This window comes from Aquisalinus flavus (assembly GCF_014640095.1).
GTDB classification, from domain to species: Bacteria; Pseudomonadota; Alphaproteobacteria; order Caulobacterales; family Parvularculaceae; genus Aquisalinus; species Aquisalinus flavus.
The window spans coordinates 893,942-907,443 of the sequence record NZ_BMGH01000001.1; the positions used below are offsets into that span (position 1 = coordinate 893,942).

The 13,502-nt window shown below is 60.7% G+C and carries 12 protein-coding genes; 10 read left to right on the forward strand and 2 right to left on the reverse strand.

The genetic code is table 11. The features are described from left to right. Positions 1–68 precede the first annotated feature (68 nt). The 7 genes from IEV88_RS04080 (at position 69) to rodA (ending at position 7,850) form a co-directional block, all read left to right on the forward strand. Positions 69–854: a DUF481 domain-containing protein gene (locus tag IEV88_RS04080; protein WP_188159994.1), complete on the forward strand. Its 786-nt coding sequence runs from the start codon at positions 69–71 to the stop codon at positions 852–854. A 132-nt stretch (positions 855–986) separates the two neighbouring features. Continuing rightward, positions 987–1,778 (forward strand): TVP38/TMEM64 family protein, encoded by a 792-nt coding sequence (locus tag IEV88_RS04085; protein ID WP_188159995.1) that lies wholly within the window; start codon positions 987–989, stop codon positions 1,776–1,778. 251 nt (positions 1,779–2,029) lie between these two features. Continuing rightward, on the forward strand, positions 2,030–3,070 hold the full coding sequence (locus tag IEV88_RS04090) for a rod shape-determining protein (protein ID WP_188159996.1): 1,041 nt from the start codon (positions 2,030–2,032) through the stop codon (positions 3,068–3,070). 106 nt (positions 3,071–3,176) lie between these two features. After that, positions 3,177–4,190, forward strand: a complete 1,014-nt coding sequence (gene mreC / locus IEV88_RS04095; RefSeq protein WP_188159997.1) for a rod shape-determining protein MreC — start codon at positions 3,177–3,179, stop codon at positions 4,188–4,190. Beyond that, positions 4,183–4,695, forward strand: a complete 513-nt coding sequence (gene mreD / locus IEV88_RS04100; protein WP_188159998.1) for a rod shape-determining protein MreD — start codon at positions 4,183–4,185, stop codon at positions 4,693–4,695. Before mreC ends, mreD begins: the two co-directional genes overlap by 8 nt. Next, positions 4,696–6,690, forward strand: a complete 1,995-nt coding sequence (gene mrdA, locus IEV88_RS04105) for a penicillin-binding protein 2 (protein WP_188159999.1) — start codon at positions 4,696–4,698, stop codon at positions 6,688–6,690. Then, a complete protein-coding gene (rodA, locus tag IEV88_RS04110) occupies positions 6,687–7,850 on the forward strand; it encodes a rod shape-determining protein RodA (protein WP_188160000.1) in 1,164 nt (387 codons plus the stop codon). Before mrdA ends, rodA begins: the two co-directional genes overlap by 4 nt. 266 nt (positions 7,851–8,116) lie before the next feature. Here the strand turns inward: rodA and IEV88_RS04115 are convergent, their stop codons facing one another. Then, positions 8,117–8,485 (reverse strand): Hpt domain-containing protein, encoded by a 369-nt coding sequence (locus IEV88_RS04115; RefSeq protein ID WP_188160001.1) that lies wholly within the window; start codon positions 8,483–8,485, stop codon positions 8,117–8,119. Positions 8,486–8,646: 161 nt separating this feature from the next. Here IEV88_RS04115 and IEV88_RS04120 point away from each other — a divergent pair, with 161 nt between their 5' ends. Continuing rightward, positions 8,647–10,137 (forward strand): sodium-dependent transporter, encoded by a 1,491-nt coding sequence (locus IEV88_RS04120; RefSeq protein WP_188160002.1) that lies wholly within the window; start codon positions 8,647–8,649, stop codon positions 10,135–10,137. Between the two features lie 174 nt (positions 10,138–10,311). Here IEV88_RS04120 and pip read toward each other — a convergent pair whose 3' ends face one another. Continuing rightward, entirely contained in the window at positions 10,312–11,268 is a 957-nt protein-coding gene (pip, locus tag IEV88_RS04125; protein ID WP_188160003.1) for a prolyl aminopeptidase, read from the reverse strand. Between the two features lie 285 nt (positions 11,269–11,553). Here pip and IEV88_RS04130 point away from each other — a divergent pair, with 285 nt between their 5' ends. Then, a complete protein-coding gene (locus IEV88_RS04130) occupies positions 11,554–12,153 on the forward strand; it encodes a hypothetical protein (protein WP_188160004.1) in 600 nt (199 codons plus the stop codon). A gap of 81 nt (positions 12,154–12,234) precedes the next feature. After that, positions 12,235–13,500, forward strand: a complete 1,266-nt coding sequence (locus IEV88_RS04135) for an MFS transporter (protein ID WP_188160005.1) — start codon at positions 12,235–12,237, stop codon at positions 13,498–13,500. Positions 13,501–13,502: the final 2 nt, after the last annotated feature.

Sequence of the window (13,502 nt, forward strand, 5' to 3'; positions counted from 1 at the left end):
GACACCGCTGCTGGCACAAATCAAATGTGGCAGAATAAGGGCAACAATAAAAACGGAGGACCGTTGAGGTGAGGGGTAATCATTCCGCTGCTTTTGTGTGTGCAGCGCTGGTAGTTTTCGGGGCGGGGAACGCTCTTGCTACGGATGAAGATGGCGGTGAAGACGCCGTCCAGTGGAGCGGCGAGGTTGAAGCCTCCGCATCCGCGACAACCGGCAATACAGAGAACACGCAGCTCGGTCTCAAGGCAAAATTCAAACGCCAGGCCGGCCGTTTCATCCATGTTCTGGCCGGCAACGTCAATTATGCAGAGCAGGTCGCCCATGACGAAGAGGGTAAGGAATTCGCGAAGAGAACGCAGGACCGCTGGATGGCCTCTTACCAGATCGATGCCCAGCTGCGCGATCGCACCCATGGCTATGTCCGTGCCCAGTATGACGAGGACCAGTTCTCCGGTTTCAACAAGCGCTGGTTCGTGGGTGTCGGCCTCGGACAGGATGTCATCGCCAACGAGCAGGTAACCTGGTCGGTAGAGGCGGGACCCGGCTATCGCTGGTCGGAGCTGGCGGACACGCCGTCCATTCCCGGCGCGCCGCGGGCCCGGCACGAGTTTGCGGCGTATGCGGACAGCGACTTCAATCTTCAGTTGCGTGAAAACGTCTCCGTCGAGCAGAACGCGAATGTTACCTACGCGGACTCCAACACCACCTATGATACGGCGGTCGGCCTCAAGACCAAGCTGACCGAGACCCTGTCATCGAAAGTCTCCTATCAGGTCAAATACGAGACCGACCCGCCAGACGGGCGCGAGAACAAGGACACCATGCTGAAAGCGTCATTGCTTTTGGGATTCTAGTTCTGCTATCAGGTATGCCTTGGTGAATGCCTGTTCACCACCGGGCCGGTTTCTTACGGCGGTGTCTCGGATAGGTTTCCGGGCAACAGCGCGCGTCATTCAGGTAGTGTAGGACTTTAGGGCAAGGCGCTGATGATCAGTCTTTTCAAAATGATCGGCCGGTTCATCAACAACATGGACGCCCGTGCGTGGACGTCCCTTCTCGTCTCTGTGTTCCTGCTCGGTTTTATCCTGGTGATGGCCCTTTACGGCCGCGAATGGCTCGGCCTGTCCCAGGTCCGGGTCCAGGACATGATGACCCGCATCTCGGAGTCGCCGTTTGCCATTGTTGGCGTGATCTCGGTCTTCGCCTTGCTGGCGCTGACCGGCTTTCCGCAAATGTTGCTGATCGCCGGGACGGTTGCCGTATTCGGGGCGCAGCAGGGCGGCATCTATTCGTGGATCGCGACAATGGCCTCGGCGACGCTGACCTTTGCCATCGGCCACGTCTTTGGCGGGTCGTTCGTCAAGAAACTTTCCGCCGGCCGGATGAACAAGATGGTCGGGATGATGCGCGACCATGGCATCATGACGACCATGATCGTGCGCTGGACGCCGTCCGCACCGTTCATCGTCATCAACGCGATCGCCGGCGCGGCGCGGATTTCCATCGTCAAGTTCTGGCTCGGGACCGGACTCGGGATCATCCCCAAGATCCTTTTCATTGCCGCCTTTACCGGTCAGGTCGACGAGCTGATGAAATTCTTCACCAATCGCGACCCGCAGCATCTCGTCATCCTCGCCGTGTTGATCGTCGGCTGGCTCGGCTTCCTGTTGCTGGTGCGCTGGCTTTACATGCGCATGCGCCGCCGTACTGCCAATGCCGGGGCCAATACCGGGGCCAACGCCAGAGATGACGGCGGGCAGGACAGAAGCTTTAGCTGACCGAATCAAGAGCACGGCGGTCATGCCGCTTTTGCAAGGTGTCGAAAAGCCTATATTTTTTCGACTTATGACACGACTTTAAGGTCATCACGATTGCTGTTTACAGCGATTTCAGGCATTTTCTCAAAATGAAGTCTTGACTCATTTATCTAAGCTTAATTGGGGCTTGATATGATGCAGGCACACCATGGTTCAGGTCAGGGAACCCAATGCCGGTATACTCTGCCGTCATCCCGCATAAAGGATAACAGATGCTCTCGACGCTTTTTGGAATGATGTCCGCCGACATGGCGATCGATCTGGGCACTGCTAACACCCTTGTCTATGTCAAGGGCCGGGGCGTGGTGCTGAACGAGCCATCGGTTGTGGCCATCGAGACGCGTGGCGGACGCAAGATCGTGCTTGCCGTCGGCAACGAGGCCAAGGAGATGCTGGGGCGCACGCCAGGCGACATCAAGGCGATCCGTCCGATGCGCGACGGCGTCATTGCCGATTTCGAGGTGGCCGAGGCAATGATCAAGCATTTCATCCGCAAGGTCCACAACCGCCGTTCCTTCGCCAGCCCGCGTATCGTGGTCTGCGTGCCCTCGGGCGCCACCGCGGTCGAGCGCCGCGCAATCCAGGAATCCGCTCTTTCGGCGGGCGCGCGCAAGGTCGACCTGATCGAGGAACCGATGGCTGCCGCGATCGGCGCCAATTTGCCGGTGACGGAGGCGACAGGGTCCATGGTCGTCGATATCGGCGGCGGTACGACCGAGGTTGCCGTGCTTTCGCTGGGCGGTATCGTGTATTCACGATCCGTGCGCGTCGGCGGCGACAAGATGGATGAAGGCATTATCAGCTATATCCGCCGCGAACATAATCTGCTGATCGGCGAGGCTTCGGCCGAGCGGATCAAGAAGGAAGTCGGCGCGGCGATGATCGTCGATGGCGAAGAGGTCAAGATGATCACCATCAAGGGTCGCGACCTGATGCATGGCGTACCCAAGGAGGTCAAGATCTCCCAGGAGCGTGTTGTCGAGGCCCTGCGCGAGCCGGTCCAGCAGATCGTCGAGGCGGTGAAAGTCGCGCTTGAGGCGACGCCGCCGGAACTGGCTGCGGACATCGTCGATACCGGCATCATGCTTACCGGAGGCGGGGCACTTCTGAAGAATCTCGATAGGGTGTTGCGCGATGAGACCGGGCTGCCGGTGTCGATAGCGGAAGACCCGCTGTCCTGCGTCGCGATCGGCACAGGCGCAGCACTGGAAAACGAAAAATCCATGCGCAGTGTCCTTTCTTCTGCCATGTAACATTTCAGGGCGGGCTGCTGAAGCGGCCCGGGATTGGTAGTCGATGAACGACTTCGGACAGCACAGCCGGCAAAGGCCTGGCAAGCAGGGCAGCCGACGTCTCAGCATGATTTTTCTTCTTACCGTCTCCGTGCTCATGCTCGTCGTCAGCATGTACGGAGCGCGTGCCTCTGCGTTCGAAAAGGCGCGGGAGATGGTTCTGGACCTGTTCGAACCGGTGCTGACGGTATTCAGCATGCCGATCAACTGGGTCGACAACCGGGTCGGCGATGTCGGCGACTATTTCAACGTGCTGGAGCAGAACGAGCAGCTGCGTGCGGAAAATGCGGAGCTTCGTGCCTGGATGCAGGAAGCGCTGACGCTGCGCCAGCAGGTCGACTATTTCAAGCAGATGATGGATGTGAAGGTCGCCGACGAGGCGAGCTTCGTCGATGCGCAGGTCATCGGTGAATCGGGCGGGCCGTATCAGCGCTCGCTGATCGTCAATGCCGGCACGGGGGACGGGGTCGAGGTCGGCGATGGTGTCATCGGCACCAGCGGGCTGGTCGGCCATATCGTCACGGCGGGCAAGTCATCCTCCCGCGTCCTGATGCTGACGGATTTCAACAACCGCACACCGGTGTTCATCGAGGGCATCGAGGTCGAGGCCATCCTCGCCGGGCGCTTCCAGGACGATCCGGAACTGAAGTTCCTGGCAACGCGGGACCGGGCCGGCATCCGTCCGGGTATGAGGGTCATCACCTCGGGCACTGGCGGCAACCTCCCGCGCGGTCTCGCGGTCGGTGAAATCGCCGGGATCACCGATGAGCAGATCACCGTGCGGTTGTTCGCCCAATATAATAACACCGACTTCGTGCGGATCGTGGACTATACCTTTGCCGAGGCAGACCCAGAGCAACAGGAAGAGCTCGAGGGCGGCGTGATCGAGGAAGGCGGGTCGCCGGCAGGCGCGGCGCCGGAGACGCAGGCCGCCCCGGTCGGCAGCGCCCCTGAGGCGGGGGCGACGCAGGATGCGGCGGCGAATATTTCAACGCCCTCCGCCACAGAACCGGTCGACGCCGCGCCGGTTGCCGCCCCCGTTGCAGAAGCCATTGCCGAGAGCGGAGACGTCAATGGTTGAGGAACGCCCGTTTTTCACTTCGGTGGCGCGGGCCATCACCCCGACTTTTCTTGGCTTTATCGGTGTCCTGTTGCTGGTAACGCCGGTGCGGTTGTTCGAGGGCGGCGTGCCGACCCCGATGTTTCCGCTCGTCGTGGTCTTCTTCTGGTCGATCTATGGCCCCGGCTATGTGCCGTCGATTTCGACCTTCCTGATCGGCCTGTTCCAGGACCTGATGCTGGGCGGCCCCGTCGGCGTATGGATGGTCGTCTATCTGCTGGTGCAATATCTGGTCATTTCCCAGAGGGACTATTTTCTCGGCCGGGACCAGCATGTCGTCTGGCTCGGATTTGCCATTTGCGGTGCCGGGGCGGGGCTTCTGGTCTGGCTCCAGCACAGCGTGCTGGCCGGGACCTTTGTCCCGGTCCTTCCCCTGGCGATGCAGATGTTGGTCACAATTGCCTGTTATCCGATTATCGCCATCGCCTTTTCGCAACTTCATCGCCGTGTTATAATAGAACAGTAAATGCGCGTAGAACCATTCGATACCCAACGACACATGGTCTTTTCCCGCCGGGCTGCCCTGTTCAGCGGCGGATCGATGCTGCTTTTCGGCGGTATCGGCTATCGCCTGTGGCAATTGCAGGTGCGCGACCATGACGACTACCAGGTCCGGGCCGACAACAACCGCTTCAACCAGCGGGTGATCGTGCCCCTGCGCGGGGAAATCTATGACCGGTTCGGTGTGCCGCTGGCGACCAACCGGCAAAATTTCCGGGTGCTGCTGGTCGCCGAAGAGGTCAAGGACATCGCCGGCACGCTGGCGGAAGTCTCCAAGATCGTCGAGCTGACACCGCAGGAGCAGGAGCGCGTGCTGCTCGAGGTCCGGCGCAAGCGTGCCTTCACACCGATTGAGGTGGCGGACAATCTGAGCTGGGAAGACTTCGCCAGGATCAATTTCGAGGGGCCCAAGCTGCGCGGTATCCACACCGAGGTCGGCTATACGCGCGATTATCCGTTCAAGGACAAAGCAGCCTTTGTCGTCGGCTATGTCGGCTCGCCGTCGGACAGCGATATCGATGCGATCGGCGATGACGAGAAGACCGAACGGCTGTTGCGCCAGCCGGGTTTCCGTATCGGCAAGGCCGGCCTCGAGCGTTCCTATGACGAGGAGCTTCGCGGCAAGCCGGGTTCGACCATCGTGCAGGTCAATGCCCATGGCCGGGTGATCGAGGAATATCCGAATGAAAGCGATAAATCGATCCAGGGCGGCACGCTCGGCCTGACCATCGATGCAGAGCTGCAGATGGCTGCGATGGAGGTTCTCGCGCGCCCGATCATCGAACCGGCGGAGGGCGAGGAACCGGAACAGGTCAGCGCCTCTGCCGTCGTCATGGATGTGGAGACGGGCGATATCATCGTCATGGCATCGACACCGGCCTATGACCCGAACGAGTTCAATGTCGGTATCCGTCAGTCCGTGTGGGCATCGCTCAACAATGATCCGCTGAAGCCGCTGATCAACAAGCCGCTGGCCGGCAATTATCCGCCTGGTTCGACATTCAAGCTCCTAACGGCGATCGCGGCGCAGGAGGCCGGTATCAAGCCGAGCCACCGTGTCCATTGCAGCGGCCGCATCTGGTACGGCAACCGCTTCTTCAACTGCTGGAAGCGCGGCGGCCACGGGACGCTCGACATGAAGGGCTCGATCAAGCATTCCTGCGACGTCTATTACTGGGATCTCGCGCAGCGGGTCGATATCGACAAGATCGCGGAAGTCGCCCATCGCTTCGGCCTCGGCGAGATCTATGATCTCGATATCGGCACCCAGAGCAAGGGTGTCGTGCCGAGCCGCGAATGGAAGAAGAATTATTTCGCCTCGACGCCGGAACGTCAGACCTGGTTCCCGGGCGAGACGCTGTCCGTCGCCATTGGCCAGGGCTATGTCACGGCGACGCCGCTGCAACTCGCGGTCATGACCGCCCGGATTGCCACGGGCAAGCAGGTGCAACCGCGCCTGATCAGGGCCCATGCCGACGGTGTCGTGCCGCCGCCGGTCATCCCTGACATCGAAATCAAGCTGGAAGATCTCGATGCCGTCAGGGACGGCATGAATGCCGTGACCAATGAGTGGGGCACGGCGGCGCGCTCGCGTCTCGAGGACCCTGACTGGCAGATGGCCGGCAAGACCGGGACGAGCCAGGTCGCCAGCCTGCAATATGATGCCCGCGGTAACCGGGTCAAGAACGAGGACATGCCGCGCCATCTACGCGACCACGCCCTGTTCGTCGCCTTCGCGCCTTATGAGAATCCGAAATACGCGATCTCCGTCGTCGTCGAGCACGGCTCGTCCGGGTCCGGCGCGGCCGGGCCGAAAGCGCGCGACATCATGAAAGCGGTGACGGCCAAGAATCCGTCGGCCCTGCCGGCGTTCAATCCGGCTACGGATGAACCGGTCAAGATGGCGTCGCTGGCCTATGAGCTGCCGGCCAGTGCCAAGCCGGTAGGCGGGGCACCATGAATACGCTTGTCCTGCCGGACCGGCGCGGCGGCCTGCGCAAGAATCTTGCCGCGGTGAACTGGTGGCTGGTGATATTCCTCAGCCTGCTCGCAGCGACCGGCGTTGCGACGCTCTACTCGGTTGCTGACGGGTCGTGGACGCCGTGGGCCCTGAACCACATCATGCGCTATGCGCTGGGGCTCATGATCCTGATGATTGCGGCCTTCATCCCGCTGCGCTTCTGGCTGTCCATGTCCTATCCCGCCTATTTCTTTTCGCTCGGACTGCTGGCGCTCGTCCCGGTGATCGGTGAGATCAATATGGGCGCGCAGCGCTGGATCGTGATCGGCGGCTTCCAGCTGCAGCCGTCGGAGATCATGAAGGTTGCGCTCGTCATGGCGCTGGCACGGTACTATCACGGCCTCGATTTCAAGCGCGTTTCGAACCCGATCTATCTGGTTATCCCGCTGGCGATGATCTCCTTGCCTGTCGCTCTCGTCTTTCTTCAGCCCGACCTCGGCACGGCGATCCTGTTGGGCCTGTCGGGCATCGTCGTCATCCTGCTGGCGGGATTGAGCTGGCGGATCGTGGTCGTCGGCGCGATCCTCGGGTTGATGGGCGTGGTGACGGTAATTCAGTTGGACCTCATCAAGCCGTACCAGATCGAACGGATTACCTCCTTCACCAACCCGGAAGCCGATCCGCTGGGCGCTGGCTATCACCTGGCGCAGTCGAAGATCGCCATTGGCTCCGGCGGTGTGACGGGCAAGGGGTATATGAACGGCACGCAAAGCCAGCTCGACTTCCTGCCGGAAATGCATACCGACTTCATCTTCACGATCTTTGGCGAGGAATTCGGGTTCTTCGGGACGATTGCGCTGCTCGGACTTTATCTCGTGGTCTTCCTCATCGGGACGAATATCGCGATGAAGGCGAAGTCCCATTACGGACGGCTGGTGACGATGGGGATCTGTATAACCTTCATCAGCTATGTGCTGATCAATACCGGCATGGTCATGGGACTGGCACCGGTCGTCGGCGTGCCGCTGCCGCTCGTCTCCTATGGTGGCACGGTGATGCTGACGATGATGGCGGCCTTCGGCCTCGTCATGAGCACCTGGATCAACCGCGATCAGGATACGCTGCGCACGTCGATGTCCTATTACGGGCGCATCAACTAGGGCATCGTGCGGCCTGGCCGGGCGCACAAAGATGCTGGACATCATTGAAGGAGATCACCTTTCTACGGTCAAATGAGTCCATTTGAACGCAGGTTGATCGAGGGCGGCGTGTATCCGGATGGCCGGTGGCGGGCTGCTGCAAGTCCCTGGCGACGATCACTTTTCCCGCCTTTGAGCGCAGGTCGATGCAGTCCCTCAAGCCTGTGATCTTCAGATAACAGAAAAGCCCCTCAAGCGAGGCGGTCGGGTTTCAAAATCGGTGCGCGTCAGGCGGCCTTGGTCATGAGCAGGCTGTCGAAGGCCCGCCGGGTTGCCTCGATATCGCTGACGACTTTCCCGAAGGCAGCCTTGGCTGAAACAATATCCTGGGCGCGGCAGGCATTCTCGATGGTTTTCGCCCGCTCGGACAGCTGTACGGCGCCGAGATTGGCAGCGGAGCCCTTCAGGGCGTGGCCGCTTGCAGCAGCCTCGACGAAGTTCGCGGAGTCGAGGTGGGCGGTCATCGCGGCAACGATCTCGTCATTCGATTTCCAGAACGCATCCAGGATGGTCTTTGCCGTCTCGACGCCGGCAGAGGCGATCAGCATATCCATCTGCTCGGCATTGATGATTTCCATCTGGGAAGAATAATCCATAATCTCTACCTTCTCTGTTGTTCTGTGCCTCGCCTGTCCAGTGGTCGGGATCGCATTCGGCACAAAACCCCCTGTCTCCAAGGCGATAATATTGCTATGAAAAGTGAAAATTTGTCTAAAAGACACTGTGAAATTCGAATTAACCAAGAGGGGCTACGCGTATGGCTGGACCGACACAGGTCAATAATGAGGAACACTGGTCCGGCAAGGCGGCCTTCACCCTGGCAGCGATCGGGTCTGCCGTCGGTCTCGGCAACCTGTGGCGCTTCCCTTACGTCGCCGGCGAGAATGGCGGCGGCGCGTTCGTTCTCGTCTACATCCTCTGCGTCGCGGTGATCGGCCTGCCGGTGCTCGTCGCCGAGTTGATGGTCGGCCGGCGCGGCGGCGGGTCTGCTGTTTCGGCCGTTGCCAGGCTCGCGCGCAATTCCGGCAACACGGTTGCCTGGGCGGCGCTGTCCTGGATCGGCATGATCGCCTGCTTCCTGATTCTCTCCTTCTACTCGATGATTGCCGGCTGGGTGATCTTCTATCTCGTGGAAATGGTGCGTGACCTGTTTGTCGGTATCGGCCAGGACGGTATCGGCGCTGTGTTCGGTGGCGGATTTGCCGGCGAGACCAGCGAGGATATCAGTGGCAAGCTCGGCGGTCTGTTCCAGAGCCCGCTAATGGCGATGGTCTATCACGCGATCTTCATGGGCGTGACGGTGTTCATCGTTGCCCGCGGGGTGAAGGGCGGGATCGAATCCGCCGTGACCATCCTGATGCCGGCCTTCTTCATCATGCTGATGGTCCTGGTGGTCTTCTCGCTGGTTCAGGGCGAGGCGCTGATGGCGATCGATTACCTGTTCAAGCCGAATTTCGAGATCCTCGGCCAGCGGCTGACGGACGGCTCAATGCTGACCAATGCGCTTGGCCAGGCGTTTTTCTCGATCTCGCTCGGCTCTGTCATGATGCTGACCTATGGTATCTACATGGGCAAGGATCAGAGCATCCCGTCCTCGGCGCGCACGGTCGTCGTTGCCGACACCGCCGTGGCGCTGATCGCGGGTCTGGCGATGTTCCCGATCGTCTTCCAGTTCGGCATGGAGCCGGCGGCCGGTCCGGCACTGATCTTCAACACGCTGCCGCTCGCCTTCCAGCAAATGCCGTTCGGCGCGCTGTTCGGCATTGCCTTTTTCCTGATGGCGACCTTCGCGGCGCTGACCTCGTCCATAGCCTTGCTGGAGGTGTCGACCGCCTTTGCCGATGGCGACCGTGACCTGTCGCCGGAGAAGAAGAAGTCGCGCCGGCTGTGGGGCGCTATCCTTATCGGCTTTGCCTGCTTCGTTGTCGGCATTGCGCATATCTATTCGATGGTACCGGTCGATACACCGAATTTCTTCAATCAGTGGGTCCCGCTTGATTTCGGGATATTCGCCGGCGCGACGGTTTTCGATTTTGCCGACAGGCTGACCTCCAACGTGATGCTGCCATTGGGCGGATTCCTTGTCTCGCTATTCGCCGGCTGGGTCGTGACGTCGTCTGCGGCGCGTGAGGAGATCGGGTTCAAGTCCGAGCGCATGTTCAAGATCTGGCATGTGCTGGTGCGCTATGTTTGCCCGGCGGCTGTCTTTGTCGTGATGGTATACGGTTTGATTCCGCCTACGAGCTAGATCGTTTCAGCATTCTTTGGAAACGCTGAAACGATCCAGACTCCTTGTTTGTCGCGTTTCCTGACGGTAAACCGGTTTCCACTTCACCGGGAAACGCTTTAGGCGATAGCTCCTGAAACGACTAAAGCCGGCCTCGATCGAGCGCCGGCTTTTTTGTTTCCATTGCCGTTGGTTTCAAAGCCGCTTGTATTTCTCCGTCGCTCCGACGAGGCCGGCAATGATGCCGGGCTCGCTCGCGGCGTGGCCCGAATCCGGCACGACGACGAGGTCTGATTGCGGCCAGGCCTTGTGCAGTTCCCAGGCGGACTTCATCGGGGTCACGACATCATAGCGGCCCTGAACGATCGTACCCGGAATATGGGCGATCCTGTCCATGTCGCGCAGCAGCTTGTCATCGGCATCGAAGAAGCCGCCATTGACGAAGTAGTGGCATTCGATCCGGGCGAAGGCGAGGGCGAAATAGTCGGACGCGAAACTCGTCATCCGCTCCATCGACGGATAGAGCGAAACGGTCGATCCTTCCCACACGCTCCATGCCTTGGCGCAGGTGACCTGCTCGCTCGCATTGGTACCGGTCAGGCGCTTGTAATAGGCGGCCATCATGTCGCCGCGCTCCTCCTCGGGGATCGGTTCGATGAACTTCTCCCACTGGTCCGGATAGAGCCAGTTGGCGCCTTCCTGATAGAACCATTCAAGCTCGGCCCGGCGCAGGGTGAAGATGCCGCGCAGGACAAGCTCGGTGACCCGCTCCGGATGGGTCTGGGCATAGGCGAGCGACAGGGTCGAGCCCCACGACCCGCCGAACACCTGCCACTGCTCGACGTCCAGATGCTCGCGCAGCGTTTCCATGTCCTCGATCAGCGTCCAGGTCGTGTTCTCGCGCAGTTCCGCGTGCGGCGTCGAGCGGCCGCAGCCGCGCTGGTCGAACAGGATGATCTTGTATGTACGCGGATCGAAATAGCGCCGCATCGACGGTGTCGTGCCGCCGCCCGGCCCGCCATGACAGACAACCACAGGTTTGCCGTCCGGCGCGCCGGAAACCTCGTAATAGACCTCGTGCAGGGGAGAGACCTTCAGGTGGCCGGCGTGAAAAGGCTCGATTGCCGGAAAAAGGCCGTATTTCTTTATCATATTAATTGTCTTGCGTCCCTGTTCGATGGTATGGGTTTAACAACCATTGGAAAAGAAACAAGACGGTTTCTGGGGCTGGTTTCACAGGCAACCATCCCGGGGCGACAGAAAGCCGTGTTGTACCAAGGGTACCGGGTATAGGTAGGGCAATTACTAAAGGTGGCGGGCGTCATGAGCATTCCGTTTTTCTCCTGTCCAGATCGGACAAAGACACGACGCTCACCTTTTTCTCTCCCGGTCCTTACCGTTTTTTTATCCGCCGCCGGGCTTTCAGCCTGCGCCAGCGTGAAAATCCTCCCTCCTGAAACAACTACAGCGACGGCAAGCCAGACAGCGCCAACCGGCTATTCCGAGCGTCAGGATCTCGTCCAGGCGGCGCGCAAGCTGGAGAACACGCCGTGGCCGGAAGTAACGGAAGCCTCGCTCGCTAACCGCATGGTCTCGGTCCTGTTCGGACGCGAGGACGTTGCCGAAGGCACGAGCAGGGAGGACGCGCTGGAGGTCTATGTCGCCTCGTTGAGCGCGGCACCGAGCAGCGCGCCCTCGACCCTGATGCGCCACGCCGATAACACCCTGCGTGCAGCCCGCACAGTGGCCGAACGGGGCCGCCTTGCCGCGACTGCGATCAATCCCAGTACTGACGATATTGCCGTACTCGAGGAAGCCATCGGTGATGTGCGTGCCAGCCGTGATATGTATATCGCTGCCCTGAAACAGTTGAAGTCTGACGGGCACATGATACCAGACGGCGATGTCGCCGAGCTTCAGGCGGCTTTCTCGCAAACGATCCGCGATATCGGGTCCACTGCCGATCTCGTTGCCGAGCGCAGCATGGCCAAGCATCAGACGTCCGAACTCGCCGCCAGCGAAACCACGGCTCAATAACTTCCTCGACATTGCCTCTCTCGACATTTCGGGGCCGAACAGGCTAAGCCATGACCTCAATCGTCATCGAAGAGGCGGCCCATGCTGCTGACACCCGCGCGCGGCTTCACGCTGCTTTATATCGCCCAGTTCCTGTTTCTCGGCGTGCAGCTGCCGTTCTTTCCGGGCTGGCTGTATGAGATCGGCTTTTCGGAAAAGGCAATCGGGCTCGTTACCGGCGGGTCGTTGATCCTGCGGCTCTTGCTCGGGCCGGTCGTTGCCTATTGGGCCGAGAGCCAGCGCGACCAGCGAATCATTCTCGGCATCATCAGTGCCCTGATGTTCGTTTCAGCCGCCTTGCTGCTGGTCGGCCAGCCGGCCTGGTCCATTGCGCTTTTGACCATCACCATGATGTGGAGTTTCGGCTGCCTCGTGCCGCTGACCGATACCGCCGTCATGCGGGCTGACAAGGCGGGCGCGCTCGATTACGGGCGCACCCGGGCCTTCGGTTCCGGCGCCTTCGTCTTTGCCAATCTCGCCGGCGGCTTGCTGATTGCAAGGACAGGCGATGCGGCGAGCGTCGCCTGGATGGCGGGCGCATCGCTGCTCGCGCTTGTCGTCATCCTCGGCTTGCCTAAAGGAGCCGAGAGACAGGAGGGTGCGGGGGCGAGCCGGCTGGCACCGCCGAAACTGTCGGAGGCTGTGCGGTTGTTCCGGTCGAAATCCTTTCTCCTGATGCTGACCGCCGCCGGGCTGACCCAGGGCGCTCATGCCGTCTATTACGCGTTCTCCAAGCTGCACTGGTCGTCGCTCGGCTATGGCAGCGATCTGATCGGTGTGTTGTGGACTATCGGCGTCGTTGCGGAAATCATGATCCTGTTTTTCGGGCGACCCCTGCTGAGAAGGTTCGGCCCGGTGCTGTTCATCGGGGCCGGAGCTCTCGCCGCCTTTATCCGCTGGCCGCTGATTGGCCTGTCGCCGCCACTGCCTGTCGTCTTCCTGCTGCAGACGCTGCACGCCTTCACCTTTGCGACGGTTTATCTCGGTACGGTAGAATTTATCTCCCGCGCCGTGCCGCGAAATCTGGAAAACACCGGCATGACACTGGTCTCGACCCTTGGGGTCGGCGCGCTGACCGGCGTGGCGACGATCATTGCGGGGTTGTTTTTCACCGCGGCCAACCCGTTTCCGGCCTATGCGATGATGGGGGCGATGGGCGCCGCCGCGCTGCTGGCGACGCTTGGGCTTTGGCGTCATTGGGACGGCGGCATCATCCGCTCCGAACGCGGCGCGGGCGATGATGCCCCGGTGGATGGAACGGGCGGCGGCATCAGCCAAGAGCCCGTCCCGGTGCCGGACAGGCCCTGAGC